The organism is uncultured Algimonas sp., assembly GCF_947498175.1.
Taxonomy (GTDB): Bacteria; Pseudomonadota; Alphaproteobacteria; order Caulobacterales; family Maricaulaceae; genus Litorimonas.
In genome coordinates, this window is the sequence record NZ_CANMJB010000014.1 from 1 (window position 1) to 25,540 (window position 25,540).

26 protein-coding genes are annotated in these 25,540 nt (G+C 65.0%); 12 read left to right on the top strand and 14 right to left on the bottom strand.

Annotated elements, in window-relative coordinates; translation table 11 throughout:
• Positions 1 to 116 precede the first annotated feature (116 nt).
• A complete protein-coding gene (locus Q0718_RS12865; protein WP_298918708.1) occupies positions 117 to 680 on the bottom strand; it encodes a fasciclin domain-containing protein in 564 nt (187 codons plus the stop codon).
• 192 nt (positions 681 to 872) lie between these two features.
• Between Q0718_RS12865 and Q0718_RS12870 the strand changes: the two genes are divergently transcribed.
• Positions 873 to 1,922 (top strand): acyltransferase, encoded by a 1,050-nt coding sequence (locus Q0718_RS12870; protein ID WP_298918710.1) that lies wholly within the window; start codon positions 873 to 875, stop codon positions 1,920 to 1,922.
• Here Q0718_RS12870 and Q0718_RS12875 read toward each other — a convergent pair.
• The 4 genes from Q0718_RS12875 to Q0718_RS12890 are packed head-to-tail and all read right to left on the bottom strand — an operon-like array spanning position 1,919 to position 6,088.
• Positions 1,919 to 3,883: an ASKHA domain-containing protein gene (locus Q0718_RS12875; RefSeq protein WP_298918712.1), complete on the bottom strand. Its 1,965-nt coding sequence runs from the start codon at positions 3,881 to 3,883 to the stop codon at positions 1,919 to 1,921. The genes Q0718_RS12870 and Q0718_RS12875 overlap by 4 nt on opposite strands.
• Positions 3,867 to 4,790 (bottom strand): dihydropteroate synthase, encoded by a 924-nt coding sequence (locus Q0718_RS12880; protein ID WP_298918715.1) that lies wholly within the window; start codon positions 4,788 to 4,790, stop codon positions 3,867 to 3,869. The genes Q0718_RS12875 and Q0718_RS12880 overlap by 17 nt, the downstream gene beginning before the upstream one ends.
• Positions 4,791 to 4,799: 9 nt before the next feature.
• Entirely contained in the window at positions 4,800 to 5,402 is a 603-nt protein-coding gene (locus Q0718_RS12885; RefSeq protein WP_298918717.1) for a DUF1638 domain-containing protein, read from the bottom strand.
• Complete coding sequence (locus tag Q0718_RS12890) at positions 5,399 to 6,088, bottom strand: B12-binding domain-containing protein (RefSeq protein WP_298918720.1); 690 nt, start codon at positions 6,086 to 6,088, stop codon at positions 5,399 to 5,401. The genes Q0718_RS12885 and Q0718_RS12890 overlap by 4 nt, the downstream gene beginning before the upstream one ends.
• 129 nt (positions 6,089 to 6,217) lie before the next feature.
• On the opposite strand from Q0718_RS12890, the gene Q0718_RS12895 reads away from it, so the two are divergent.
• Positions 6,218 to 6,436, top strand: coding sequence for a DUF1289 domain-containing protein (locus tag Q0718_RS12895; RefSeq protein ID WP_366523891.1), 219 nt, complete (start codon positions 6,218 to 6,220; stop codon positions 6,434 to 6,436).
• 49 nt (positions 6,437 to 6,485) lie between these two features.
• Complete coding sequence (locus Q0718_RS12900; protein WP_298918726.1) at positions 6,486 to 8,159, top strand: FAD-dependent oxidoreductase; 1,674 nt, start codon at positions 6,486 to 6,488, stop codon at positions 8,157 to 8,159.
• On the opposite strand, the gene Q0718_RS12905 is transcribed toward Q0718_RS12900, so the two are convergent.
• Together Q0718_RS12905 and Q0718_RS12910 are read right to left on the bottom strand one after the other, a co-directional pair.
• The gene (locus Q0718_RS12905) at positions 8,156 to 8,689 is read right to left on the bottom strand and encodes a DNA polymerase III subunit chi (protein ID WP_298918729.1); all 534 of its coding nucleotides are present in this window, start codon (positions 8,687 to 8,689) and stop codon (positions 8,156 to 8,158) included. The two genes, Q0718_RS12900 and Q0718_RS12905, sit on opposite strands and share 4 nt — an antisense overlap.
• 35 nt (positions 8,690 to 8,724) lie before the next feature.
• The gene (locus tag Q0718_RS12910) at positions 8,725 to 10,245 is read right to left on the bottom strand and encodes a leucyl aminopeptidase (protein WP_298918731.1); all 1,521 of its coding nucleotides are present in this window, start codon (positions 10,243 to 10,245) and stop codon (positions 8,725 to 8,727) included.
• 147 nt (positions 10,246 to 10,392) lie between these two features.
• Here Q0718_RS12910 and Q0718_RS12915 point away from each other — a divergent pair, with 147 nt between their 5' ends.
• The 5 genes from Q0718_RS12915 to rsmA all read left to right on the top strand — a co-directional run bounded on the left by Q0718_RS12915 (position 10,393) and on the right by rsmA (position 15,929).
• Positions 10,393 to 11,556, top strand: coding sequence for an LptF/LptG family permease (locus Q0718_RS12915; protein WP_298918732.1), 1,164 nt, complete (start codon positions 10,393 to 10,395; stop codon positions 11,554 to 11,556).
• Positions 11,556 to 12,650, top strand: a complete 1,095-nt coding sequence (locus tag Q0718_RS12920) for an LptF/LptG family permease (protein ID WP_298918734.1) — start codon at positions 11,556 to 11,558, stop codon at positions 12,648 to 12,650. Before Q0718_RS12915 ends, Q0718_RS12920 begins: the two co-directional genes overlap by 1 nt.
• Positions 12,651 to 12,786: 136 nt before the next feature.
• A complete protein-coding gene (locus Q0718_RS12925; protein WP_298918737.1) occupies positions 12,787 to 14,073 on the top strand; it encodes a peptidylprolyl isomerase in 1,287 nt (428 codons plus the stop codon).
• Position 14,074: 1 nt separating this feature from the next.
• Positions 14,075 to 15,088, top strand: coding sequence for a 4-hydroxythreonine-4-phosphate dehydrogenase PdxA (gene pdxA / locus Q0718_RS12930; protein WP_298918740.1), 1,014 nt, complete (start codon positions 14,075 to 14,077; stop codon positions 15,086 to 15,088).
• The gene (gene rsmA, locus Q0718_RS12935; protein ID WP_298918742.1) at positions 15,081 to 15,929 is read left to right on the top strand and encodes a 16S rRNA (adenine(1518)-N(6)/adenine(1519)-N(6))-dimethyltransferase RsmA; all 849 of its coding nucleotides are present in this window, start codon (positions 15,081 to 15,083) and stop codon (positions 15,927 to 15,929) included. The genes pdxA and rsmA overlap by 8 nt, the downstream gene beginning before the upstream one ends.
• On the opposite strand, the gene Q0718_RS12940 is transcribed toward rsmA, so the two are convergent.
• Positions 15,880 to 16,599: a hypothetical protein gene (locus Q0718_RS12940; RefSeq protein ID WP_298918745.1), complete on the bottom strand. Its 720-nt coding sequence runs from the start codon at positions 16,597 to 16,599 to the stop codon at positions 15,880 to 15,882. The genes rsmA and Q0718_RS12940 overlap by 50 nt on opposite strands.
• Before the next feature lie 211 nt (positions 16,600 to 16,810).
• On the opposite strand from Q0718_RS12940, the gene Q0718_RS12945 reads away from it, so the two are divergent.
• On the top strand, positions 16,811 to 18,031 hold the full coding sequence (locus tag Q0718_RS12945; protein WP_298918748.1) for a hypothetical protein: 1,221 nt from the start codon (positions 16,811 to 16,813) through the stop codon (positions 18,029 to 18,031).
• A gap of 7 nt (positions 18,032 to 18,038) precedes the next feature.
• On the opposite strand, the gene gmk is transcribed toward Q0718_RS12945, so the two are convergent.
• From gmk to fabD, 6 genes are all read right to left on the bottom strand, one after another.
• On the bottom strand, positions 18,039 to 18,686 hold the full coding sequence (gmk, locus tag Q0718_RS12950; RefSeq protein ID WP_298918751.1) for a guanylate kinase: 648 nt from the start codon (positions 18,684 to 18,686) through the stop codon (positions 18,039 to 18,041).
• Positions 18,683 to 19,690, bottom strand: coding sequence for an endolytic transglycosylase MltG (gene mltG, locus Q0718_RS12955; protein WP_298918753.1), 1,008 nt, complete (start codon positions 19,688 to 19,690; stop codon positions 18,683 to 18,685). Before mltG ends, gmk begins: the two co-directional genes overlap by 4 nt.
• Positions 19,691 to 19,752: 62 nt before the next feature.
• On the bottom strand, positions 19,753 to 21,033 hold the full coding sequence (gene fabF / locus Q0718_RS12960) for a beta-ketoacyl-ACP synthase II (protein WP_298918757.1): 1,281 nt from the start codon (positions 21,031 to 21,033) through the stop codon (positions 19,753 to 19,755).
• 13 nt (positions 21,034 to 21,046) lie between these two features.
• Positions 21,047 to 21,283, bottom strand: a complete 237-nt coding sequence (locus Q0718_RS12965) for an acyl carrier protein (protein ID WP_284370001.1) — start codon at positions 21,281 to 21,283, stop codon at positions 21,047 to 21,049.
• A gap of 419 nt (positions 21,284 to 21,702) precedes the next feature.
• Complete coding sequence (gene fabG / locus Q0718_RS12970) at positions 21,703 to 22,443, bottom strand: 3-oxoacyl-[acyl-carrier-protein] reductase (RefSeq protein ID WP_298918764.1); 741 nt, start codon at positions 22,441 to 22,443, stop codon at positions 21,703 to 21,705.
• Positions 22,444 to 22,583: 140 nt separating this feature from the next.
• On the bottom strand, positions 22,584 to 23,528 hold the full coding sequence (gene fabD, locus Q0718_RS12975; RefSeq protein WP_298918767.1) for an ACP S-malonyltransferase: 945 nt from the start codon (positions 23,526 to 23,528) through the stop codon (positions 22,584 to 22,586).
• Between the two features lie 264 nt (positions 23,529 to 23,792).
• Here fabD and rpsF point away from each other — a divergent pair, with 264 nt between their 5' ends.
• The 3 genes from rpsF to rplI are packed head-to-tail and all read left to right on the top strand — an operon-like array spanning position 23,793 to position 25,222.
• Complete coding sequence (gene rpsF, locus Q0718_RS12980) at positions 23,793 to 24,143, top strand: 30S ribosomal protein S6 (protein ID WP_298918770.1); 351 nt, start codon at positions 23,793 to 23,795, stop codon at positions 24,141 to 24,143.
• A 12-nt stretch (positions 24,144 to 24,155) separates the two neighbouring features.
• Positions 24,156 to 24,416: a 30S ribosomal protein S18 gene (gene rpsR, locus Q0718_RS12985; protein WP_298918773.1), complete on the top strand. Its 261-nt coding sequence runs from the start codon at positions 24,156 to 24,158 to the stop codon at positions 24,414 to 24,416.
• A 2-nt stretch (positions 24,417 to 24,418) separates the two neighbouring features.
• Positions 24,419 to 25,222, top strand: a complete 804-nt coding sequence (gene rplI / locus Q0718_RS12990; protein WP_298918776.1) for a 50S ribosomal protein L9 — start codon at positions 24,419 to 24,421, stop codon at positions 25,220 to 25,222.
• Positions 25,223 to 25,540: the final 318 nt, after the last annotated feature.

The window sequence follows — 25,540 nt, forward strand, 5'->3', positions numbered from 1 at the left end:
TGTTCCCTTCGCGTCCTTTGGGACGCGTGTCCGTGCCGGACAAGGTTTGCGACGATTGCCGTTGGCAATCTTAGACCCGCACGCGGGACGCAAACCTGTGGGGGGCCGGGGTTGAGCTAGTTCGGCAACAACACCGCATCCACCACGTGCACGACGCCGTTGGACGTCGCCACATCGGCTGTCGCCACCATTGCCTTGCCACCGTTTTCGTCCTTCACATAGACCTTGCCGTCCTCGGCATAGGCTATCAGGGTGTCGCCGGACAGGGTCGTGACTTCGGCCTCGCCGCCATTGGCTTCGGCCAAGGCGATCACGGATGCGGCGTCGAGCGAACCCGACACGACATGCGCCGTCAGGATCTTGCTCAGCTTGTCCTTGTTGGCCGGCTCCAGCAGGCTTTCGACCGTCCCGGCAGGCAGTGCGCCGAAGGCGTCGTTGGTCGGGGCGAAGACGGTGAACGGTCCGTCGCCGGACAGGGCCTCGACCAGCTCGGCGGCCTTCACGGCGGCGACGAGCGTGGACAGCGCATCGACGTCCATGGCGGTTTCGACGATGTTGGGGCCGGTTTCGGTGGCGCCCATGACTTTCGTCTCGGTCTTGTACTTGTCCCCGGCCAGAGCGGGCGCGGCGATGGCGGTCGTGGACAGGAGGGCGGCGGCGATGAGGGGTTTGAGGATCATGGGACGTCTCTCGTTTCAGTCATTGCGAAGGGTCCGGGGATGCGGACCTGACTCCCTTACGCAGCGTCGAAGGGCGGCGGATGGCGGTCTGACGCGGACGTGAACTGCATGACTCTTCTGTCATCAACAAGCGGGGTCGCGTAAGGACGGGTTGCGCTGGCCATGGGCGGCGCAGTTTGCCAAGAGGCGCGGATGTCGATCGCGACCCCCTCACGGCTGGACCATGTGCAGGCCCTGCGGGGACTGGCGGCCATGCTCGTGCTGTTGGCGCATCTGGCCCTGATCGAACGCCGTAGCTTGGCCGACCCCTTCCTGCCCGTCTCCATGGAATGGGGGATGATGGGGGTGGACCTGTTCTTCGTCATCAGCGGGTTCATCATGGTGTTCGTCACGCGCGACTGGCGCGGCGGCGGCGGCGGCGTGCCCGAATTCCTTTTCGCCCGGGCGACACGCATCTATCCTCTTTACTGGGTTGTCACGGCCGCGCTGCTGCTCGTCTGGGTCGTGCGTCCGGACCTCGTCTTCTCCAGCTCGCCCAACGATCCGCAATGGCTGAACACACTGCTGCTCGTGCCGTCCGCCGCCTATCCGCTGCTCGAAGTCGGCTGGACGCTGGTCTACGAGATGATGTTCTACGTCCTGTTCGCGCTCATCCTGTTTCTTCCGGCCAAGGTTCGACCGGCGGGCCTCGCCGTGTGGGCCGCGGCCGTCATCGTGGGCCACGTCGGCGGATGGCAGGCGGCGGGCGCCTTGGCGTTCCACCTGTTCAGCCCGCTGACCCTCGAATTCCTCGCCGGCACGGCCGTGGCGCTGATCTATCTGCGCATGCGTGGAAACCGAACCGTCGCCTTCGCGCTCGTCCTGGCGGGACTGGCAGGTCTGGCCGTCTGGTTCTTCATCGGCGGAGCGTTCCAGGACCAGGGGGCGCGCGTCCTGCGGCTGACGCTGCCGGCCTGCGCGCTGCTGCTCGGCGCGGCTTGGCTGGACCGGCACGGCGCGACCGCACCGGCTTTCGCCGTGCGGCTCGGCGATTGGAGCTACTCCCTTTATCTGACCCATCTGCTCAGCCTGGTGCTGGTGGAAAAACTGTGGGGTCTGGCCGGTCTGGAAGGCCTGCCTGCACCGGTCTTCCTGATCGTCGCGGTCGGGACGGCTTTGGTCATCGCGGCGCTGACCTACCGCCTGATCGAGAAGCCCTTGATCGACAGGGCGCGCGGCGCCCGCAAACGGCTTTTTCCCTAGCGCGCGCGGCCCGCGCCCTGGCGGCTCCCACCCCGGCGGCCCGCGCCCCGGCGGCCCCCGCCCCGGCGGCCCTTGGCGTTGCCGGATCCTTGCGGCGCGCTGGGGAATGCCATCGCCTCCACGAAATAGTCCTGGAAGCGCGGCTCCAACGCCGTCTCGATCTTGACCACGTCGCGCACGGCGTCGCGGATGCGGTCCCGCTGGCTCCTATCCGTCAGACACAGGGCCGCGCCCATCCCGGCCGCGTTGCCGACCGCCTTGATCGTGTCCGCCCCGTTGTGGGGGATGATCCCGATTTCGGCGACATAGTCTGGGTCGAGATGGGTCCCGAACGCACCCGCCAGCAGCACTTCGTCGAAACTTCCGCACTCCAATTCTTCCGCAACCAGCCGCGCGCCGGCCATCAGGGCCGCCTTGGCGAGCTGGACGGCGCGGATGTCCGTCTGTTTCAGCGTGATGTCGCCGATCAGGCGGTAGGTCGCCACGCCGCCCTCTTCGGTGAACCGGTCGGGCGCCGTTCCGGTCCGGAACAGACCGGACCGGTCGATGAGCCCCGCGCGAGCCAGTTCGACCATGACCTCGAAGATCGCCGAGCCGCACAGGCCGGGCACGGCATGATCGCCGATCGTGTCATCCGTCAGCCAGTCGTCATGGCCGATGATCCTGACCTGGCAGTCGAACGTCACGGGGTTGATGCGCAACCGCTCCACGGCGCCTTCGCAAGCGCGCACGCCGCAGCTGATCTCCGCGCCTTCCAGCGCCGGACCGGTCGGGGAGCTGGCGGCGGCGACCTTGCCGTCGTGGGTCAGCACGAGTTCGGCATTGGTGCCGATATCGACCAGCAGGACGGATCGGCCGTCCATCCGGTCCATCTGCGTCAGATAGGCGGCGGCCGTGTCCGCTCCGACATGCCCGCCGATCAGCGGCAGGAGCGACACGCGCGCCGCCCGGTCCAAGCCGAGATCCAGCATGTCGCCCGGCAGGTCGAGCCAGTCCTTGACCGCGAGCGTGAAGGGCGACTGACCCAATGGTGTCGGATCCACGCCGATCAGCGTGTGGTGCATGATCGGATTGCCGACGCAGACCAGTTCGAGAATCTGGTCCGCCTCCGCCCCGACCGCCTCGCGCGCTTGGGCGATCATCTCTCGCAGCTGGCCTTGCACGGCTCCGGCCAGTTTCTCCTGCCCGTCCGCGTTCATCATGACGTAGCTGACCCGGCTCATCACGTCCTCGCCGAAGCGGATCTGCGGGTTCATGGCGGAAGATTGATGCACGAGCGCGCCCGTGCGCAAGTCGTAGAGATAGAGCGCGACCGAGGTCGAGCCGATGTCGATCGCCGCGCCGTAGAGCCCTTCGCGGTCGGGCGGCCAAAGGGCGATGACGTCGGTTTCGTCGCGGATCACCGCGATCAACGTGCGGTCATGCTCCGCGAGCAGGGGCTGGATTTTCGTGACGAGGTCCGGCGCGACTCGCAGGTCTCCGCTCAACTGCTCGATCAGGCTTTCCGTGTCGGACAGATGGTCGTGCAGGGTCGGCTCGGGCAGTCTGACCATCTGCAGCCGGATCGGCGGATCAACCGGTCCCGGCAGATCGAACGCCGCCTTGCGGATGGCGCTCTGCGTATGGCGGGCGTGCGGTGGAATGTCGATGACGACATCGCCCATGATCTTGGCGCGGCAGGCCAGGCGCAAACCGTCGGCCATGTCGCCGTCATGAACGGCCTTCTTCTCCGCCGGGCGGAGCTTGAACAGCGCGTCTTCGGTGACGTTCAAGCCGAATTTCGAATGGTGGCCGGTCTGGAGCGAACATTGGCAGCGTTTGCAGATGCCGTTGCCGCCGCAGACCGACTTGATGTCCACACCCGCGCGCAGGGCGACATCGTAGACGGATTCGCCGGGTTCGGACGTGGTCTGGACGCCCGCTGGCGTGAAGACGATCCTGTGCTTAGCCGCGTCGGCCACGTCGGCCTCCGCCGCGACGCCCGCCCCGGCGGCCGCCGTCGCCCCCTTCGCCGGACGCGGATTTCGGGCGGTTCATCGAAATCCAGTTGGCGCAGTCCGGATCGTTGCCGGCCAACATGTCGCCGGCCTTGATCGCCGGGACGAGGCCTTCGTCGTACACGTTCAGGATCGCGCTGGTCATGCCCGCCGCCTGCAACATCGGCAGGAAGGCGTTGTGGACGGCGTGCCGGTTGGGCAGGCCGAACGCGACGTTGGACGCACCGCAGGTCGTGTTGACGCCGAGCTCCTCGCGCAGGCGCCGGACCAGACGGAACACGTCCTTGCCCGCGCTGTTCACCGCGCCGATCGGCATGACGAGCGGGTCGACCACCACGTCCTCGGCCTTGATGCCATAGTCCGCCGCGCGCTCCACGATGCGCTTGGCGACCTCGAAGCGGACATCCGGGTCTTCGCTGATCCCGGTGTCGTCGTTGGAAATCGCCACGACGGCGCAATCATGTTTCCGGATGAGCGGCAGGACGAATTCGAGGCTTTCCTCCTCGCCTGTCACGGAGTTGACGAGCGGACGGCCCTTATAGGCGGCCAGACCGGATTGAAGGGCGGGCTTGACCGAACTGTCGATCACGAGCGGCGCGTCGACCACACCGTCCTGCAGCAGGGTGATGACTTCGGACATGATCTTGGCTTCGTCGGTCAGCGGCACGCCGACATTGACGTCCAGCACTTGCGCGCCCGCTTCGACCTGCGTCTTGGCTTCCTTCTCCACGCGCCAGTAATTGCCCTCTTTCAGCTCCTTGGCGAATTTCGGGCGGTTGGTCGGATTGATGCGCTCGCCGATCATGACGAAAGGCTGGTCGAAGCCGATCACCACTTCCTGGGTGGGCGAGGTGAGAACGGTGCGGGCCATGGGAAACCTCTAGGCTGCCAAAGGGGTGGAAAGGCGCTCAAGGTCGCGCGCGAAAGCCATGAGCCCGGTGGGGCGGTGTTCGAAAGCCAGGCCGAGCCTGGCGGCGGCGACGTTGGCGTTGGCGAGCAGATCGTCGTCGTCCGTCTGAGACAGGAAGACCAGCCGCTTGTAATGGCCGAAATACAGGTCGCGCAGTTCCGGCTTGCGGTCCAGGCCGAGCGGGCGGATCACCATGGTCTCGAACTGGCGGGCGAGAAAGTCGGTCAGGAAGAACGTGCCGAGCTCTTCTTCCATCATTGCGTCGAATTCGCTCAGGCCGGCGAAGAAGGCATAGCAATGCGCGCCCGGCAACCGTTCGAGCCCGCGCGCCGCACATAAGCGGTCCAGCGCTCCGCCCGTGCCGCAATCCCCGAAGGCGATGACGGTGCGCTCATAGGCGCTGCCGGTCTCGTCCAGAATGCGTTCGAGGGCGGGCACGATCCGTTGCGGGCGGTTGTGCAGCGTTGCAGGCACGCAGCGCAGGTCGAAGGCCGGAAGCTGGTCGCTGAGCGCCCTTACTTCGCGCGCCAATGCGCCGCACGCTATGATCAGCGTTTTCGCCGCCGCGGTCATGGGCGGTTGACGCCCATGAAGCGCTTGGCCAGTTCCACCGTGTTGGAGGCGTCGCCGCCATATTCGGTCGCGCCGATGGCGTCCGCGAATTCCTGGTTCACCGGCGCGCCCCCGACGAAGATGCCGCAATCCTTGCGCAGGCCGCGCTTTTCGAATTCCTCGATCACCACGCCCATGTAAGGCATGGTCGTGGTCAGCAGCGCGCTCATGCCCAGCAGGTCGGGATTGAATTCGTCATAGGCCTTCAGGAATTCCTCGACATCGGTGTTGATGCCCAGATCCATCACCTCGAAGCCCGCCCCTTCCAGCATCATGGCGACGAGGTTCTTGCCGATATCGTGGATGTCGCCCTTCACTGTGCCAATCACGACCCGGCCCGTGGGCTTGACCGCGTCGTTGGCCGCCAGGATCGGGCGCAGCAGTTCCATGCCGCCCTTCATGGCGTTGGCCGCGCTCAGCACTTCGGGCACGAACAGGATGCCGTCGCCGAAATCCAGCCCGACGATGCGCATAGCCTCGACCAGGCTTTCGGTCAGGATCGCATTGGCGTCCCAACCCCGGTCCAGCAGGATCTGCGTGCCTTCGGCGATCTCCGGACCCATGCCGTCATAGAGGTCGTCCTTCATCTGTTCGACGAGCTCGTCGTCGGACAGGTCGGCCAGGATCAATTCGGGTTCGTCACTCATGCCGCGAGCCTCTAGGGGAGAGGGGTTAAGAAGTCGATATAAAAAAACCTTTATATGCCCGTTTCGTTCCGCTACAGGGCTTTCATGGCCAATGACATGACACCGGAGGAGATCGCGGCGCTCGAACCCGTGGACAGTCCGTGCGTCCTGGTCTGCGCGATGGACAAGGATAGCGGCTTCTGTTTCGGATGCGGCCGCACGACCGACGAGATCGCCTATTGGGCCTTGCGGACCAAGGATGAACGCGACGCCATCATGGCCGAATTGCCTGCGCGCCTGCCGCCGTTGAAGAAAAAGCTGGAGGAGCGCCGCGCCCGGCGCCGCGTCAATCGCCGCAACCGTGGCTGACATCCGGTTTGGGCTTGATCTTGGACGCCGCGCCCAACATTGACGCGGCATGAGCGACAAGCCGCCCGCCGACATCAACTATACGTTCAGCGATGCGGAGCTGGAGGCGCTCAAGCCCTACGGCACGGTCCGATCCCATGCGAAAGGCGAGATGCTCGTTCCGGAAGGGCGGAACCAGGCGGACATGCTGGTCACGCTGAGCGGCGAAACGCATATCTTCATCGAGACCCCCGACGGGCCGCGCCGCGTCGGCTGGATGGAGCTCGGACAGTTTTCCGGCGATATCGGCGTCATGACGGGTCAGACGACGCTCGCCTACACGATCATGGGCGAGGCCGGGGATGTCCTGCATATCGCCTATCCCGACTTCCAGCGTCTGCTGGTCGAGAATTCCCGGCTGTCCGACATCTTCATCACCACCCTGACGGCCCGGCGTGCGTTTGCGCGCGACAATCACAGCGCGGTCGTCGTCATCGGCGCGGCTCAGGACCGGCTCGTCTTCGCGGCCCGTGACCTGTTGTCCAAATTCGGCGTGCCCCATCTCTGGCTGTCACCCGATAGAGACCCTGTCGCCAAGACCATCATGGACGCCCGGGACATCGCACTCGGCGACCTTCCGGTCGTCCTGCGCGGGCGGTCGCAAGTTCTCGTCAAGCCGACGGCGGAGGAGATTGCGTCCTCATTCGGCTTCGACTTGCTGCCGGACGGCGAGAAGGCCGACGTGCTGGTCATCGGGGCGGGACCGGCCGGTCTCGCGGCCTGCGTCTATGCCGCGTCAGAAGGGCTCGATGTCGTCGCCATCGATGCGCACAATCCGGGCGGCCAAGCCGGGACATCGTCCAAGATCGAGAATTATCTGGGCTTTCCATCCGGCGTGTCGGGACAGGAATTGACCGAGCGCGCCATGACGCAGGCGATGAAGTTCGGCGCCCGCCTCGCCGCGCCGGTCAAGGCGACCGGACTGGAACGGCACGACGATCATTACTGCCTGTCCCTGTCGGACGGTCGCCGGATCGGCGGACGCTCCGTCGTCATCGCCACCGGCGCGCAATATCGCCGCCTGCCGATCCGCGATCTGGAACGGTATGAAGGGCGCGGCATCTATTACGGCGCGACGCCGATGGAAGCGCAGCTCTGCAAGGGGTCCGAAATCGCCATCGTCGGCGCGGGCAATTCCGCCGGACAGGGCGCGGTCTTCCTCAGCCAGACCTGCGAGCACGTGCACATGCTCTACCGCCGCGCCGACATCCGCGAAACCATGTCGGAGTATCTGGTCCGCCGTCTCGAAGAAACGCCGAACATCACGCTGCACCCGCAAACGGAAATCGCCGCGCTGCACGGGCTCGAAACCGACGACATCGACACCGACCGCCTGACCGGCATTTCGGTCCGGCGACGCGACGCGGGCGACATCGTGCCGCTCGATACGCCTTTCGTCTTCCTTTTCGTCGGTGCCCGCCCGTTCACGGACTGGCTGCCCGACAGCATCGCCTGCGACCGCAGCGGCTTCGTCCAGACCGGGGCCCGGATCAGCGACGCCGTCCTGGCGGACGCCCGTTGGGATTTGGACAGACGGCCCACCGATTTCGAAACCAGTTGGCCGCGCATCTATGCCGTGGGCGACGTTCAGGCCGGGTCGGTCAAGCGCGTCGCCTCGGCCGTCGGCCAGGGGTCCGTCGTGGTAAGCGCGATCCATGCGGCGCTCGGGGAAACGGCGTCCTAGGTCGAGGCCTTCTTCTCCCAGCCTCCCCGTTCGCCCTGCTGCCAGTAGCTCATCGTCGCATCCGCATCCGCCAGCGCTTTCCAACGCGCGCGTTCGCGCTTCACCGCGTCCTGCGAACGACCGTCGATCATGACCATGACGCGCGATACGGCGGAAACGTCTCCGACATCCGCCCCGTCGATCAGGAACACGGCGTCGAACCCGTCGGCGCTGTCGGCCTTGTTCGCCAGCAGGACCGGCTGCTGATCCGCGCGGCCCTGATCCTCGCGGCCGTGCGGCAGGAAGCTCTGGTCCTGGAAAGTCCAGAGATAATCGTCCCATTCGGCCAGGTCGGTCCCGTCGGGAAACCGCACCAGCGCCCGCCAGCCCTTGGCCAGAGTCTTGCCCAGCAAATCCGGCAGCACGCCTTTCAGCGTGCTCGCCTCCAGATGGTAGAACCAGTATTCGGGCGTCTCGGCGATGAGCGTCTCCTTGGGCGGTCTTCCGAGCCTGTCATGCGCTTCGCGCCTGCCCGCGCCGTATTGCGGCACAGCGCTCCGCTACGAAACAGCCAAAGGCCTGTTTTCTAACGCTCCGCGCCTTCGTGGTTGGAGGCGATCCAGCGGTTGAGCAGGCGCACGCCGAAGCCCGTGCCGAACGTGCTTTCGCGCGCATCGTGACGGCCCGACGGTTTCATCGCCGTGCCCGCCACGTCCAGGTGGGCCCAGACCGTGCCCTTGGGCACGAAACGCTGCAGGAACTGCGCCGCCGTGATCGACCCGGCCGCCCGGCCGCCAATGTTCTTCATGTCGGCATTGGGCGAGTTGAGCAGCTTGTCGTAAGGCTTGCCGAGCGGCATGCGCCACACCTTGTCCGTGCTGGCGTCCCCGGCCAGGTTCAGCTGTTCGGCCAAGCCGTCATCGTTGGAGAACAGTCCGGCATATTCGTGCCCCAGTCCGATGACGATGGCCCCGGTCAGCGTCGCGAGATCGACGCAGGCTGCGGGTTTGTACTTGTCGATGGAGTAGTGAAGCGCGTCGCACAGGACGAGCCGGCCCTCGGCATCCGTGTTCTGAACCTCGATCGTCTGGCCGCTCATGGAGGTGACGATGTCGCCCGGGTTTTGCGCGCGACCGTCCGGCATGTTCTCGACCAGCCCGACGACGCCGATGACGTTCGCCTTCGCTTTGCGCTTGGCCAGCGCCATCATCGTACCGACCACGGCGGCCGATCCGCCCATGTCGCCCTTCATGTCCCACATGTTCGCGCCGGGCTTCAGGCTGATGCCGCCCGAATCGAAGGTCAGCCCCTTGCCGACCAGAAGAGCCGGCGCATCGCCGTCCCGTCCGTGCAGATGCTTCAAAACGACAAGGAAGCTTTCGCGCTCCGAGCCTTTGCCGACACCGAGCAGGGCCTGCATGCCGAGCTCGTCCATCTCCGCTTCGCCCAGCACTTCGATCTCCAGACCGAGCTCTTCGAGCGCGACGAGGCGGTCCTTGTAGGTTTCCGGATAGAGGACGTTGGGCGGTTCGTTGACCAGGTCGCGGGCGAACACCATGCCGTCGCCGACCGGGCCGTAATAGTTGTCATAGGCGTTCCGGGCGGCGGCGGGGTCGTCCACGGCGACTCGGACTGTTTCGAGCGGCCGGGTCTTGGGCAACGTCGCCTTGCTCTTGTGTCGGTTGAACGCGTAGCTGGCCAGGCGCGCGCCGAGCGCGGCGCGGGCGGCGTCATCGGCCGTGGCGTCCGATCCGCCGAGATGGATGGTCAGCTCGCGCACGCCGGAGCCCTTCATGGCCTTGGCGGTTTCCGCCACGGCCATTTCGTAATCGAATGTCTCGTCGTCGCCGCGGGCGCGCACGAAGACCTGCACCGCATCCTGCCCGTTCGCGACGAACGTGGAGAATTTCCGGCCCGACTTGTTCTTAAAGCCTGTCGCTTGGGCGACGGCGTCCAGTCCGGCGCCGGGATAGAGCCGGTCGTAACCCTCCACCCGGTCCGAATCGGTGAGGATGAGGGCCGCGCCTTGGGGGGCCGCGTCTTCGTCGACGAAGGTAACCCGGACCGTTTCGGTCAATTCTGCGGAATTCTTCTTATTGCCTGCCATGATGCCCTATACTGCGTGTGATTATGTTCGGTTCTTAATCGTCTTGCGTCTGGTAATGCGCGCAACGCGGAATTAAAACCCGAAACAACCCGGTGTTGCGCCTGCGACGCAGGCATCTTCCGGGAAAAGGGGTCTATTCATCAGCTTATGCCGCTTCTGCAGCGATATTTCTGGACTCAGGCTTTCTGGCCGACAGTCCTCGCCCTGGCCGCGTTGGCCCTGCTCGCGCTGTTGACGCAGTCGCTGCAGACGCTCGACCTGATTGTGGAGAACCGGCAGAGCGCGCTGACGTTCCTCAAGATCACCGTGCTGGCCCTGCCGCAGCTGATCGGCATCATCCTGCCGCTCGCCGTCTTCATGGCGGCGCTTTACGCGCTCAACCGGCTCAACGGCGATTCGGAAGTCATCGTGGCCAAGGCTGCGGGCGCCTCGCCTTGGCAGATCGCCTCCCCGCTCGTGCGCCTCGGCGTCATGGCGATGATCGTGCACCTGCTCATCACCCTGTTCGTGCAGCCCGCCTCGTTCCGGCAGATGCGCGTGGAAGTCTTCAAGGTGCGCACCGACCTTGCGTCGCAGCTGGTCCAGGCCGGCAGCTTCGTCACCCCGTCGCGGAACCTCACGCTCTATGCCAGCGAAATCGGGGCGGGCAACACGCTGCAGGACATCATCATCCACGACGAACGCGATCCGTCCGACGTCATCACCCACACGGCCAAGACGGGCGAAGTGCAGCGCACGCCCAACGGCGCGGCGTTGCTGCTGCGCGACGGCGCCGTGCAGAAGCGCCTGCCGGACGGATCGCTCGACGTGATCCAGTTCGAAGACTACCGCCTCGACATGTCGGAGGCGTTCGCCTTCGATACGCGCATGCGCCTCAAACCGTCCGATCTCTATCTGGGCGAACTGCTCAGGCCCGACGCGAACAGCTTCCTGCCCGAACCGCGGCGGCGGGAATATGCGGCCGAAGGCCATGCGCGCCTGTCGGCGCCGCTCTACAATGTCGCGCTCATAATGCTGGCCCTGTGCTTCATGATCCGCGGCGAACATCGCCGCATGGGGTATGGCCGCCGCATCGTCTTTTGCGCGGCCATCGGGTTCGCGATCCGGATATTCGGCTTCACCGCGACGTCTGCGGCGGAATCGAACATGTCCGCCAATATCGTGCAATATCTCATACCGGCCGTCGTGATCCTTGCCTGCGGCGCCTATCTGCTGCGGCGCAAGCGCTTCACCGCCTACGGAGCGAAGCGCCGCGCTGAAGCCTACATCGCCGGCGTCGCCGCCAAGCGGACCGCAGCCGGGACGGCCTGATGCCCGATACGCTGTTCCGTTATGTCATGGCGCGGTCCGCCCGAAGCCTGACCATCGCCTTCCTGGTGGTCACGGGCATCATCATGCTGGTCGACTTCGTCGAAGCGAACCGCGATCTCGGGGCGGATGTGGACATCACGCCGATGCAGCTGCTCTCGCTGACACTGATGAAGACGCCCAGCCTGATCGAACAGACCATTCCGTTCGTCGTGCTGTTCGGCATGATGGGCGCGATCAACGGCATGAACCGCCGATCTGAACTGATCGTCATGCGCGCCTCCGGGCAATCGGCCTGGACCATCATCCGCCCGGCGGTGTGGCTGGCCGGGCTGGTCGGACTGGTCTGGGCCGTCGTGGTCAACCCCCTGGCCACGCATCTCTACGACACGTTCGAGAAAACCGCGGCGGAGTGGATCGGCGGCGGCCCGGTCCCCCAAGAGGGCACGGTCTGGTTGCGCGAAGGCCGGGGGGACCAGCAGATCGTCATTCGCGCCGATGCGATGGACATGTCGGACTGGACGCTCGACAAGGCGACGTTCCTGATCCTGGACCGCGACCCGGACGGCAAGACGCGATTTTCACGCCGCTTCGATGCGTCGACCGCCACGCTGTCGCCCAATGGATACTGGCAGCTTCGAGACGTCGTCGAGAACGCGCCCGGCGAGCCGATGCAGAAACTGCGCGGCCTGTCCATGCCCACAGGGATGGACGCGGCGGCGGTGATCGAACAGACGGGTGGGGAGACGCAGGCGAGCTTCTGGGACATGCCGGGCGCGATCCGCGACAATGAGGCCGCCGGCTTTTCCGCGCGGGCGCTACGGCTGCAATTCAACCGCCTGCTCTCCCTGCCCGTGATGCTGATCGCCATGACGTTCATCGCGGCGGGCGTGTCGATGAGCCTGGCGCGCGAAGGCGGAACGCTGCGCCTGCTCATCATCGGCGCCGCCCTGGGATTTGCCGTCTTCTTCGCCGATTCCATGGTCGTCGCCTTCGGCGAAGTCGCGATCGTGCCGATCGTCATGGCGACGTGGTCCGTGCCGCTCGTCGTGCTGATGCTCGGCATCACCCATCTGTCGCGCATCGAAGACGGTTGATGACTGAAATTTAAGGACCGCAGCGGACCGGCCCCTTTATGCAGAGGGCCGCGCGCCACGATTGCGGGGTCCGGCGCGGGCCGCTAAAGGCATCTCCGAGAACGACCCAACGGCGCCCAGGCGCACGGATGAAAGTATGGCCATGGATCTGGTGAAAACATCGTTGAGCGGATTGGCGCTTGCCGTCATGACGGCCGCATCGCCCGCACTGGCGCAGCAGCCCATTCAGACACAGCCGCAAACGCAGACGGCGTCGCCCGCCGCCCATTCCATCGCCGCCGTCGTCAATGACGACATCATCACCAGCCATGACCTGCGCCAGCGCGTCCTGTTCATCCTCGCCACGACCGGCGTGGAGCGCAACGAACAGACCTTGATGCGCGTGCAGCAACAGGCCTTGCGCAACCTCATCGACGAACATCTCCAGATGCAGGAAGCGCAGCGGTTCGAACTGTCGATCGACGATGCCCAAGTGAACCAGTCCGTCGGGCGCCTGATCGGCCGCAACGGCCTCGACCCCGAGGAAGTCGTGCAACGGCTCGCCTCTGTCGGCGTGTCGATCGAGACGTTGCGCGACCAGATCCGCTCCGAGATCGCCTGGCAGAGACTGGTCAACGGCCTGTTCGGCCAGCGCATCCGGATTTCCGACACGGTCATCGACGAAACCATCGACCGAATCTCCGCAACGGCGGACGAGCCGTCCTACCGCATGGCCGAAATCTACATCGAAGCGACGCCTGAGATCGGCGGAGCCGAGGGGGCGCTGGAAGGCGCGCAGGCGATGATTTCGCAATTGGCCGAAGGGGCGCCCTTCGCCGTGCTGGCGCAGCAGTTCTCCAGCGCGCCGTCCGCTGCCGCAGGCGGCGACATGGGCTGGGTCAAGGTCGGCGACGTCCGCCCCGAGGTCGCGGCCGTCATCCCCGAACTGGACGACAGCGAAGTGTCCGAACCGATCGTCGTCCCGGGCGGCGTCTATGTCGTGGCCCTCATCGAGCGGCGCGTTTCCGAAAACGACACGCTCTACACATTGTCGCAGTTGACGGCCGAAGCGGAGGATTTCCAGACGGCGAGCGCGCGTCTGGAAAACTTGCGCGAAGACATCGACGGATGCGGATCGCTCGACGGGCTGACCGAAACGGCCGGCGATCTGCGCGCGGCGTCGATGGGCGAGCTGAAAGCGTCCGAAATGAACGACGAACTGGCCGCCATTCTTGCTGAAACCGGTGTCGGCGAGATGTCGGCCCCGATCGAGCGTCCGAATGGCGCTGCCGGGATCGTCATTTGCGAGCGCGAACTGACCGGATCGGAAATCCCGACCCGCGACGATGTTGAGAACCGCCTCATGGACACGCAACTGGCCCAGGCCTCCCGGCGCCATTTGCGCGACCTGCGCCGCAAGGCATCGATTTCCGTGCGCGGATAGAATGAAGCCTCTCGCCCTGACCTTGGGCGATCCGGCCGGCATCGGACCGGAAATCACCTGGAAAGCGTGGGACCGGCTGCGCCGAGAGCCGGATCTGGCGTTCGCGGTCATCGCGCCGCCCGAAACGCTGCAACAGATTGCCCGGGCCGACCATCCGGTGCGCGAAATATCGGCGCTTTCCGATACGAAGGCCGCGTTCGCCGACGCCCTTCCCGTTCTAGCCATAGAGGGCCATGCCGCGCGACCCGGACACCCCGATCCGGGCCATGCCGACACGATCACGCACAGCATACGAACGGCCGTCTCGCTGACGCTGGACGGCCAGGCGGACGCCGTCGTGACCAATCCCATCGCCAAGGACGTGCTCTACCGCGCCGGTTTCTCCTTTCCCGGACACACCGAATATCTCGGCGCGCTGTGCCAGGGCGTCGATGCGCCTTATCATCCCGGCCCGGTCATGATGCTGACAGCGCCCGACGGCACGGACCGCGACCTGCGTGTCGGACTCACGACCATCCACATACCGGTCTGTTCGACATGCGACGCCATCACGCCGGACGCTGTTTTGGACGCGGCCCGGACCCTGCTCGGTGCGCTGCGGCTGGATTTTGGCATCGCCAAGCCGCGGCTCGCCGTCTGCGGTCTCAATCCGCATGCAGGCGAAGGCGGGGCGCTGGGCACCGAAGAACAGGACATCATCAACCCCGTCTGCCGCCTGTTGCGCAGCGAGGGCCACGACGTCACCGACGCCCTGCCTGCCGACACGCTGTTCCATGCCGAAGCGCGCCAGACCTATGACGGTGTGCTGGCAATGTATCACGACCAGGGCCTGATCCCGGTCAAGACGCTGGATTTCCACCGCGGCGTCAACGTCACGCTGGGCCTGCCCATCGTGCGCACCAGTCCGGACCACGGCACCGCATTCAACATCGCCGGACAGGGGATCGCCCGACCGGATTCCCTCATCGCCGCTCTGCGCAAGGCGCGCGAGATCGCGAACAATCGTCATGGCTGAAACGACCGCGCTCGACGCGCTGCCGAGTCTGCACGAAACGGTGCGTATCCACGGGTTGCGGGCGGACAAGTCGCTGGGACAGCATTTCCTGCTGGATCTCGACCTCACGCGCTCCATCGCCCGGCTGGCCCGGCCGCTGGACGGCGTGAATGTCGTCGAGGTCGGTCCGGGTCCGGGCGGTCTGACTCGGGCATTGATCCTGGAAGGCGCGCAGTCCGTTCTGGCCGTGGAGATGGATGACCGCTTCCTGCCTCTGCTGGACGACATCGCCCGCGCTTCCGGGAAGCTGTCGGTCCATCACGGCGACGCGCTGCGGCTCGACATGGCCCAGGCCCTGCACGCCCCGCGCAAGATCGTCGCCAATCTGCCCTACAATGTCGGCACGAAGATGCTGGTGAACTGGGTCACGGCCAAGCCCCTCTTCTGGGAACAGATGGTGCTGATGTTCCAGCTGGAAGTGGCCGAGCGCGTCTGTGCCCAACCGGGCGAGAGCGCCTATGGCCGCTTGTCCGTCCTGTGCCAGAGCGTGGGCGAGTGCCGCATCGCCATGAATATCCCGGCCCGGCTGTTCACGCCGCCGCCGAAGGTGGACAGCGCCGTCCTTGTCATCGACCCGCTGGATACGCCGTTCGAAGATCTGAAGGCCCTTGGCGAGCTGACGCAGGCCGCCTTCGGCCAGCGCCGCAAGATGTTGCGCGCCTCGCTGAAACCCTATGCCAAACGCAAGGGTGTGGAGCTGGCGGACTGGTTCGCGGCCGCCAGCGTCGATCCCCAAGCCCGACCGGAAACGCTCAGCGTGTCGCAGTTCCAGCGGCTTTGCCGGTCGGCGCATCCGGCGTAGCTTTCGCCTCGCTGTCGAAGACGTGAGGGTTGTCCTGCACGAACTTCTCGATCGTCAGGGGAAGGAACGTCGTGCCGCCCCGCTTGAGGTACCAGTAACCGACCCCCGCCCCGATGAAGGCGCCGATGCTGTCCACGATCAGATCGGTCATCGTGTCGAACAGCCCGTCCTTTTGCATGTTCAGCCCGAAGAACTGATCCATGCCGAATTCGAAAATCTCCCATAGCGCGCCGATCGAGACGGCGAAGGAAAACGCCATGATCGCGCAGAGCAGCGGCGGTGCGGACAGCCTGTCGCCGCGTACGAAGATCAGCATGACGACAGTGCCGATCATGCCGAAACCGATCGCGCTGCCCGTATGCATGAAGATGTCCCACCACCAGAAACGTTCATAGAAATTCCCGACTTCGCCGAGGAAGATCGTGCCGACGACGAATACCGTGACGGCCCCGATGAAGGAGCGCGGAAGACGCAGATCGGTCCAGCTTTCGAGGAAGAAGGGCAGCAATGTCAGCATGAAGACGACACAGGCCAGGAACACCATGTTCCAGCTGGCCGTGACCAGGCCGAACAGGGCCGACCCGACGAGTAACGCCCAGCAGACATAGGTGAACAGGCTGTGCCGGCGATCGATGATCTCCCCAGCTTCGTGTGTGTCGTCGTCGGCCATGGCCCCATCCGCAAATCGCCCGGATACGGGCCCATGCGGAATAGACGCGTATCCGCGCTCTGCGTTCCCGCAAGCCAGCTTCGACTGCGCAGCAACCGCATTGCGGCCTTGACCCCGGGCCGATCCCGTAAAGACTGGGACGGCAAGACCTGGGGAGATTGCGATGCCATCAAGGTCCACCACTTATATGTCGGTCGCGCTTGCTTTGTGTGTGACCCTCGCATCCGGATGCGCGACATCCACACCGGACACACCGCGCGAAGCGGGCCCTCTTGAAGACCGGTCCAAAAATATCGTCATTGCGGCAGACAGCGACGGCGTGGGCGCGTCCTGGTCGTCGGTGACGGATTCGCCCTTGGCCCGGACGGCGACGGAACTCTCCAACCTAGGCGGTGCGCCGGTCGTGCTGGGCGCCGTCGGCCTCATCATGGCGGCGGACTCCGCACCGAAGCGGCGGGCCAAGCGCATCGCTACGGCCTTGCGGGGCGATCTCGATCCCGCCGTCCTCGACCGCGAACTCGCGGAGCGGATTTCCGGCATCCTGCCGGATCCGGACGATGCGGCGGATGCGCCAGCGGTTCGGATCAAGGCCTTCGAACGCCCGGACGACCTTGCCCGGGAAGGCTATGTCGTGAATCCGGGCTACGCTCTAGCCCGGGACGGATCGGCGCTGCGGATCACCGCCGACATCGTGCATGCCGACGTTCTGGACCTGGAACAGAGGGTCGCCCGGGAGATGCGACGCATCGAACTGGCGTCGAACCGCGACGACGGCATGCGCCGGTCGTCCCGCCGGTTGCGGCAGTTGCAGAACGAATGGCGGGCGCTGCCGCGGCACTATCGCGGGCGGATCGTCTACCACTCCGACCCACTCCAGCTTCCGCCGCGCGAAACGCTGTCTCCAGCCGATCCAGCCGTGCAGCTCGATCTGCGCGAAGCGCTCGACGCCGAACGCGAAGGCCGCAAACGGGCGGCGGAAGCGATCTATGCGGATGCCGCCGCCCGGGCGACCAAGCCCCGCCATGCGGCAAAGGCGGAACGGCGTCGCGACAAGGCGCTGACCAAAGCGGACAGCCTCCACGCCAAGGGAATGGACAAGCTCGCAGACGCCGAGATCGACAAGATGGAAGGACTGCTGCTCGCGGCCAAAGCATGGCGGGAGCCTGCGTCCGATGGCCAAAGCGCCCTATCGGACGCCATCGACAAAGGGCACGCCTTCATCGCCGAGGCCGTCGGCACGGCTTTGTTCGGCGTCGGCACGTTGGAGAACCCCGATGAACCGTCGAGGGCTTTTGCAGGCGCGGACCTGCTGCGACAAGACGAGGACGGGCGCCTGGTCATGCGCGTGACGGAAGGCCGCGAGGCCGGAACCATCCTGAGCGTGCCGGCGGCTGGCGAAGCCGAATATGGCGGGTCCGTTGCGCAACCCTGATCGCGCCTCACCCGCCGTCGATGAGCCTTTTGACGAACCCGCTCAGCCAAGGCTGGCGCTTGCGGCGCATGCGTTCGGCCGTGACGATGGACAATAGCTCGCCCATGGCGCGGTCGATATTCTCGTTGACCAGCACATAGTCGTATTCGGCCCAATGGCTGATCTCGTTTTCCGACTTGCTCATGCGCTTGGCGATGACGTCGTCGCTGTCCTGGGCGCGGGTGCGCAAGCGCTGTTCCAACTCGCGCATGTTGGGCGGCAGAATGAAGATCTTGACCAGGTCGTCGGCGGCGGCTTCCGTGAGTTGCTGCGCGCCCTGCCAATCGATGTCGAAGACGATGTCCTTGCCATCGGCCAGCGCGTCCTCGACCGGTCCGCGCGGCGTGCCGTAATAATTGTCGAACACGCGGGCATGTTCGAGCAACTGGCCGTCCGCCTCGAGCTCGGCAAAGGCATCCTTGGTGATGAAATAATAGTCCTCGCCGTCGCGTTCGCCGGGGCGCGGCGGGCGGGTCGTGACGGAGACCGACATGGCGATCTGGGAATCCTGGGCCAGAAGGCGGCGCGTCATGGTCGTCTTGCCTGCTCCGCTGGGGCTGGACAGCACGATCATCAAGCCGCGCCTTTGCTCCTTTAGATGATCCAGATCGCTCACCTCAGCCCTCTTTCTCTCTGTATCTGCCGCCAGCGTGCGACATTGCGGTTATGCTCCGCCAGTGTCCGGGCGAAAGCATGCCCGCCTGTCCCGTCCGCGACGAAGTAAAGCGCATCCGTTTCCGCCGGGTTCAGCACGGCACGTATCGCCGCCTCGCCCGGATTGCAGATCGGCGTGCGCGGCAGGCCCGCGATCTGGTAGGTGTTCCAATCCGTCACCCGGTCGATTTCGCTCTGGCGGATACGGCGCCTGATCGGGTCGCCGCCCGTTATGCCATAAATGATGGTCGGATCGGATTGCAGCTTCATGCCGCGGCGCAACCGGTTGATGAACAGCCCGGCTATCTTGTCGCGCTCCATGCCGATCCCGGTTTCCTTCTCGATCACGGAAGCCAGGATGATCGCTTCTTCGCGGGTTCCGAACGGCAGATCCGGCGCGCGCGCGTCCCAGAGCTCGTCCAGCAGATCATCCTGCGCCGACGCCATCTGCGCGAGCAGCGCGGACTGCGCCATGCCGCGCGGGGTCAGATAGGTCTCGGGCAGCAGCGATCCTTCCGGCGGCACGGACGGATCGTCGTCCTTCAATGTCTCGAGGCGGTCCAGCGCCCGCACGACCTGGGCCGATGTGGCCCCTTCGGGAACGGTGAACGGATAGAGAATGGCCCGACCGTTGGCGAGATCGTCATAGATCTTCGCCATCGAGCTGCCGGGTGTCAGCGCAAACTCGCCGGCCTTGAAGTTGGCTGCGTTGCCCCGCATCCGGGTGACCAGCTTGAACAGGGTCGCATTGCCGATCAGCCCGTCGGTTTCCAACCGGTCCGCGATGGAAGACAGGCCCGACCCGCGCGGCACGTCGAACACGACCGTCTGCGTCGCGGACGGGTCCGGCGCGGTTTCGTAGCGGTAGTTGACATAGGAATAGCCGGCGATGGCGAGACCGAATGCCAACGTCACCAAGCCGCCGAATGCGAGCAGGACCAGTGTCCATCGATTGCGCCGCCGCATGGCAGAGTCGTCCCTGCTGCGGGGATACTGAGGGTGGGGAGCGCGCGCCATGGGTGGCGCGCCTAATCGGCCTTGGCGAAGATCACCGCCGCATTGGTGCCGCCGAACCCGAAGCTGTTGCTCATGACCGCCTTGGCCTCGAACGGCTTGGCCGTGTGCGGCACCAGATCGAGTGGTGTCTCGACGCTTGGATTGTCAAGATTGAGTGTGGGCGGCGCCATGCCGTCGCGCAGGGCCAGGATGGAGAAGATGCTCTCCACGGCCCCGGCCGCGCCGAGCAAGTGTCCGGTCGCGGATTTGGTGGAGCTCATCAGCACGTTGGCGGCGTGGTCGCCGAGCAATCTCTCGACGGCTTGGACTTCCAGCTCGTCTCCCATGGGCGTGGAGGTGCCGTGCGCGTTGACATAGCCGATATCCGCGGCGTCAAGACCGCTATGGCCGAGCGCCGCCTGCATCGCCCGCAAACCGCCTTCGCCTTCCGGGGCGGGGCTGGTGATGTGATGCGCGTCGCCGGACAGGCCGTAGCCGCGCAGTTCCGCATAGATTTTCGCGCCGCGCGCCTTGGCGTGTTCGTAGTCTTCCAGCACGACCACGCCAGCGCCTTCGCCCATCAGGAAGCCGTCGCGGTCTTCATCGTAAGGACGCGAGGCCTTTTCGGGCGTGTCGTTGAAACCGGTCGTCATGGCGCGGCAGGCCACGAAGGCCGCGATGCCGAGCCGGTTGATCGCCGCTTCGCCGCCGCCCGCGACCATCACGTCCGCATCGCCATGCGCGATCAGACGGCCCGCATCGCCGATGGCGTGGGCGCCGGTGGCGCAGGCCGTGACGACCGCGTGATTCGGCCCCTTCAGACCGTGCCGGATCGAAGTCTGGCCGGACGCCAGATTGATGAGCATGGCCGGAATCACGAAGGGCGAAAGCCGGCGCGGCCCCTTTTCGTGCAGGGTGATCGAGGCCTCGTAGGTGGTTTGCAGACCGCCAATGCCGGAGCCGATCATGACGCCCGTGCGGTGCTGAGCCTCTTCGCCCAATTCCTTCGGCGCCCAGTCGGCATCGGCCAGGGCCTGGTCGGCGGCGGCGATGGAATAGAGAATGAAATCGTCGATGCGCTTGGCATCCCGCGGGCTCATCACCGCGTCGGGATCGAAGGCATCGGGTCTGTCGGGGAATTCGCTGCGGCGCGGCACCTGGGCGGCCACTTTGCAGGCGATGTCGGAGACATCGAAACTCTCGATCCTGCGGGCGCCGGAGCGCCCTGCAAGAATGTTCTTCCATGCGGGTTCGACCCCGCAACCGACGGGCGTGACAAGGCCCAAGCCTGTGACGACAACCCGTCTCTTCATGGTTTTAAGGCCCTTAGCCGACTTTCTCGGAGATGAACTTCACGGCATCGCCGACGGTCTGGATATGTTCGGCGGCGTCATCGGGGATTTCGATGTCGAACTCTTCCTCGAACGCCATGACCAGTTCGACATTGTCGAGCGAGTCCGCGCCCAGATCGTCGATGAAATGCGCGTTTTCCGTGACTTTTTCTTCTTCCACGTCGAGATGCTCAACGACCATCTTCTTCACGCGAGCCATTACGTCAGACATAGATTTTCCCTAATTGGCGCCGGAAGATTCCGGCCGGTTCTTGGCTGTGGGGGCTAAGTTTGGGGCTAGTCCCTTGATTTACAACCCCAGCCGGGTTTTTTGCCCGCCCGCGACTAGCACAGGGGTCGCAGGGGCGCTACCCTGCGATCGGGGATAAGTCACGCATGGCAAACTCTCAGGACCGTGTGTCCGCGATGACCAGGATGACTGGATCCCGCAGACCGGCACGGTTTCAAGAATGAACGGCGTTTCAGAGGAAAAGCGGCGATCCAGACCCCGACCATCTTCAAGGAAGGCTGGAACAGCTAGTCGTGCAAGTCGTTCTCCGTCGGATAGGCCTTCTGCCATTCCCGGTCCAATCAATAGCAATGACCGCGCAGGGGGTCAGATAGACAAGGACGAAAGCAGGCGGAGGCACGTCAGATCATCGCCATGCCGCCATTCACATGCAGGGTCTGTCCCGTGACATAGTTCGCCGCGTCAGACGCCAGATAGAGCGCCGCATGGGCGATATCCTCGCCCGTGCCGAGCGTGCCCATGGGGATACGCGACAGGGTCGCCTCGCGCTGGGCGTCGTTGAGTTCGTCCGTCATGGGCGAGCTGATGAAGCCCGGCGCGATGCAGTTGACCGTGATCCCGCGCGAAGCGACTTCCTGCGCCAGCGATTTGGAAAAGCCGATCATGCCGGCCTTGGACGCGGCGTAGTTGGTCTGCCCGGGATTGCCGGTCACGCCGACGACCGAGGTGATGCCGATGATGCGACCCGACCGCGCCTTCATCATCGGACGCAAGCACGCCTTGGCGAGCCGGAAGTAGCTTTCCAGATTGATCTTGATGACGTCGTCGAAATCCTCCTGTTTCATGCGCATCAGCAGCCCGTCGCGCGTGATCCCGGCATTGGCGACCAGGATGTCGACCGGACCGTCCAGCGCGTCCGCCGCCTGCCCCGGCAGCGCATCGACGGCGTCGCCGTCTGACAGGTTGGCGGGGGTGACCGCTATGCGCTCGCCCAGCTCCGCGGCGAGGCTCTCCAGCTTCTCCGCTCGCGTGCCAGACAACGCGACATGGGCGCCCGCCGCGTGGAGGGTGCGCGCGATCGCGCCGCCCAGACCACCCGTCGCACCGGTCACCAGCGCGCGCTTTCCTTCGAGTGAGAACATGGTTCTCTCCTGTGTTTTCGCTCACCCCGGCGAAAGCCGGGGCCCAGGCCGCATTCGTGACGAACATGACCTATGTGGAGTTCGCTCCGCTCACGCAGATTTGCTGGATCCCGTGTCGAGGCACGGGATGAGCGGAGAATTTATTGTTTCACCATCCTCGCAAAGTCCGCCAACGCCTCCGGCGTGTCCAGCGGCAGGCCCTTGGCATCCGGCAGGGCGCGGCGCATCATGACGGACAGCACCTTGCCGCAGCCCGGTTCCGCGAACAGATCGACGCCCTTGTCGGCCATGAACTGCATACTTTCGCGCCAGCGCACGCGGCCCGTCACCTGCGTGACGAGGTCCGTGCGAAGCTGTACAGGGTCGGTGACCGGCTCGGCCTGGACATTGTTGACGACCGGCACGACCGGCGCCTCGATGTCCACATCCTCCAGCGCATCCGCCATGGCATCGGCCGCGGGCTGCATCAAGGCGCAGTGGAACGGAGCGGAGACGGGCAGGATCACCGCCTTCTTCACGCCCAGCCCCTTGGCAGCCTCCGCGGCCGCGTGCACGGCCTGCTTCGATCCGGAAATCACGATCTGGCCCGGCGCATTGTCGTTGGCGATCTGGCAATCTCCGACTGCCTGCCCGGCGACAATGACGGCCTCGGCCTGTTCGAACGACGCTCCCAGCAATGCCGCCATCGCGCCCTTGCCCTCCGGCACGGCCGATTGCATGGCGTTACCGCGAATGCGCAACAGACGCGCCGTGTCTTCCAGGCTGATCGCCCCCGCCGCGCAGAGCGCCGTATATTCACCCAGACTGTGTCCGGCGACGAACTTCGCCTGATCGACCGTAATGCCGTGCGCCTCTTCCAGCGCCGCCATCGCCGCCATGCCGCACGCCATCAGGGCGGGCTGCGTGTTGGCCGTCAGGGTCAGCGCGTCGGCGGGACCGTTCCACATCAGATCGGACAGTGTCTCGTCCAGCGCGGCATCGACGCGGTCGAACACGTCGCGCGCCGCAGGCGATCCGTCCGCCAGCGCCTTGCCCATGCCGACGAACTGGCTGCCCTGTCCGGGAAAAGTGAAGGCGAAAATCATGGGCGCTCCGGCGTGGTGAGAAAAGCGGTATAGTGAGGACGGGCAGGCTTCGCCAGTCGTAACTCTTCCTTCTTCCGACGGGAAAGGAAGATGGACCACTCCAACCGCAATTCCTCCTTGATACCAACCTTCCTTCCCTTTATCGGCCTGCGCTTCACCGGTCGACGGTGGGCTTTGGAATCCTTCCGAACCGCCTATCCACCGACGTGACGCCCCACCTTCTCGGGCGTTCGTCGCCGTCGCCACGATCAGAAGGCTTACGCTATGGCTCTCTACGAGCATGTGGTGCTGACGCGCCCGGACATTTCGTCCACCCAAGTCGAAGAATTCATGCAGACGCTTGCGTCCAAGATCGAGACTCTCGGCGCGACCGTCGAAGGCGCCGAATATTGGGGTCTGCGCAATCTCGCCTACCGCATGAACAAGAACCGCAAGGCGCATTACAGCCTGCTGAAGGTCAACTCCGAACCCGGCCTGCTGCACGAGATCGAGCGCCAGCACCGCATCAACGAAGATGTGCTGCGCTACATGACCGTCAGCGTGGAAGAATTCAACGAAGACCCGTCGCCCATCCTGAAAAAGCGCGAAGAGCGCAAGCGCCGCGACCGCAACTAAGGAGGTTTGATCATGGCCAAACAAGACATCCGCATCGAAAACCTGCCGAGCCGGACCCCGTTCCGCCGCCGCCGCAAGGTCTGTCCCTTCTCCGGCGAGAACGGCCAGACGATCGATTACAAAGACCCGAAGATGCTGCAGCGCTACATGTCCGAAAAAGGCAAGATCGCACCGGCGCGCATCACGGCCGTCTCCCACAAGAAGCAGCGCGAGCTGGCGAAGGCGATCAAGCGCGCCCGCTTCCTCGGCCTGCTCCCTTACGAGGTGAAATAGTCATGGACGTCATTCTACTCGAACGCGTCGACAAGCTCGGCAATATGGGCGACGTCGTCAGCGTCAAGCCCGGCTTCGCCCGCAACTTCCTGATCCCGCAGGACAAGGCTCTTCGCGCGACCAAGGCCAACCGTGTCCGGTTCGAAGCCGAGCGCGAATATCTCGAACAGCGCAACGCCGAAAACGCGGAAAAAGCCGCTCAGGACGGCAAGTCCATCGACGGCACGCAGGTCACCATGATCCGCCGCGCCGGCGACACCGGACAGCTCTACGGCTCCGTCTCCGTGCGCGACATCTATGAGTCGCTGATGCTCAAGGACATCTCGGTCAAGCGCAACCAGATCATCGTCGATCAGCCGATCAAGACGCTCGGCGTCCACGACGTCATGGTCCGTCTGCACGCCGAGGTCAGCGTGCCGATTACGGTCAATGTCGCCCGGTCCGAGGACGAAGCGGAGCGCCAGGCCAAGGGCGAGGATGTCATCGCCACGCAGATGGCTGCCGAACGCGCCGACGCCGAAGACGCCGCTCAGGAGCGCGCCGAAATCGTAGCCGAAATGTTCGAAGGCGGCGAAGCGCCCGACGAAGTCGCGGGCGAAGCCGTTGTCGAGGGAGATGCGTCCGAGCTGCAGGCGACCGAAGCCGAACTCAGCCGCGCCGCGCATCCCGATCCGATCCCCGCCGAGAAGAAGGATCCGGAAAATGTCACGCTGGGCGGAGACCTGGGTAACGACTCGCCCAACTTCGAAGCGATCGACGGCGCCAACCCGGCTCCGAACCAACCCAAACGCGAGGAAGAAGAATAGTTTCTTGTTCCAGTCCCGAATGAGGAAAGCCCGCCGCAAGGCGGGCTTTTTTCATGGTGCGGCGTTAAGCTCTCTCAACCGTATGGAGGAAGCCATTCGTTTTCCATGCTCGATCGGACGGGCCGCAAAGGCCGTCAGATCTGCAATGTGGGACATCATATCCGCGAACATCCGAACCGGGGGCATTTTGCAAGGGTCGAACGGTCCATTTTTACCGCAAGACGCGCCTTTCGCGAAGAGCCGGTAAACGCGTGCCGCTCCCCGCACCCCAGATCGTCCACTCCCCAGATCGTCCGCTCCGATGTCATCAACCGAAGT

Coding starts and splice junctions, on each gene's coding strand:
- Q0718_RS12965 (WP_284370001.1), bottom strand. CDS start 21,283: ATGTCTGACGTAATGGCTCGCGTGAAGAAGATGGTCGTTGAGCATCTC.
- Q0718_RS12870 (WP_298918710.1), top strand. CDS start 873: ATGTCGATCGCGACCCCCTCACGGCTGGACCATGTGCAGGCCCTGCGG.
- Q0718_RS12890 (WP_298918720.1), bottom strand. CDS start 6,088: ATGAGTGACGAACCCGAATTGATCCTGGCCGACCTGTCCGACGACGAG.
- mltG (WP_298918753.1), bottom strand. CDS start 19,690: ATGCGGCGGCGCAATCGATGGACACTGGTCCTGCTCGCATTCGGCGGC.
- pdxA (WP_298918740.1), top strand. CDS start 14,075: ATGAAGCCTCTCGCCCTGACCTTGGGCGATCCGGCCGGCATCGGACCG.
- rpsF (WP_298918770.1), top strand. CDS start 23,793: ATGGCTCTCTACGAGCATGTGGTGCTGACGCGCCCGGACATTTCGTCC.
- rpsR (WP_298918773.1), top strand. CDS start 24,156: ATGGCCAAACAAGACATCCGCATCGAAAACCTGCCGAGCCGGACCCCG.
- fabF (WP_298918757.1), bottom strand. CDS start 21,033: ATGAAGAGACGGGTTGTCGTCACAGGCTTGGGCCTTGTCACGCCCGTC.
- fabG (WP_298918764.1), bottom strand. CDS start 22,443: ATGTTCTCACTCGAAGGAAAGCGCGCGCTGGTGACCGGTGCGACGGGT.
- Q0718_RS12885 (WP_298918717.1), bottom strand. CDS start 5,402: ATGACCGCGGCGGCGAAAACGCTGATCATAGCGTGCGGCGCATTGGCG.
- Q0718_RS12910 (WP_298918731.1), bottom strand. CDS start 10,245: ATGGCAGGCAATAAGAAGAATTCCGCAGAATTGACCGAAACGGTCCGG.
- rplI (WP_298918776.1), top strand. CDS start 24,419: ATGGACGTCATTCTACTCGAACGCGTCGACAAGCTCGGCAATATGGGC.
- Q0718_RS12880 (WP_298918715.1), bottom strand. CDS start 4,790: ATGGCCCGCACCGTTCTCACCTCGCCCACCCAGGAAGTGGTGATCGGC.
- Q0718_RS12915 (WP_298918732.1), top strand. CDS start 10,393: ATGCCGCTTCTGCAGCGATATTTCTGGACTCAGGCTTTCTGGCCGACA.
- fabD (WP_298918767.1), bottom strand. CDS start 23,528: ATGATTTTCGCCTTCACTTTTCCCGGACAGGGCAGCCAGTTCGTCGGC.
- Q0718_RS12920 (WP_298918734.1), top strand. CDS start 11,556: ATGCCCGATACGCTGTTCCGTTATGTCATGGCGCGGTCCGCCCGAAGC.
- rsmA (WP_298918742.1), top strand. CDS start 15,081: ATGGCTGAAACGACCGCGCTCGACGCGCTGCCGAGTCTGCACGAAACG.
- Q0718_RS12900 (WP_298918726.1), top strand. CDS start 6,486: ATGAGCGACAAGCCGCCCGCCGACATCAACTATACGTTCAGCGATGCG.
- Q0718_RS12865 (WP_298918708.1), bottom strand. CDS start 680: ATGATCCTCAAACCCCTCATCGCCGCCGCCCTCCTGTCCACGACCGCC.
- Q0718_RS12940 (WP_298918745.1), bottom strand. CDS start 16,599: ATGGCCGACGACGACACACACGAAGCTGGGGAGATCATCGATCGCCGG.
- Q0718_RS12925 (WP_298918737.1), top strand. CDS start 12,787: ATGGCCATGGATCTGGTGAAAACATCGTTGAGCGGATTGGCGCTTGCC.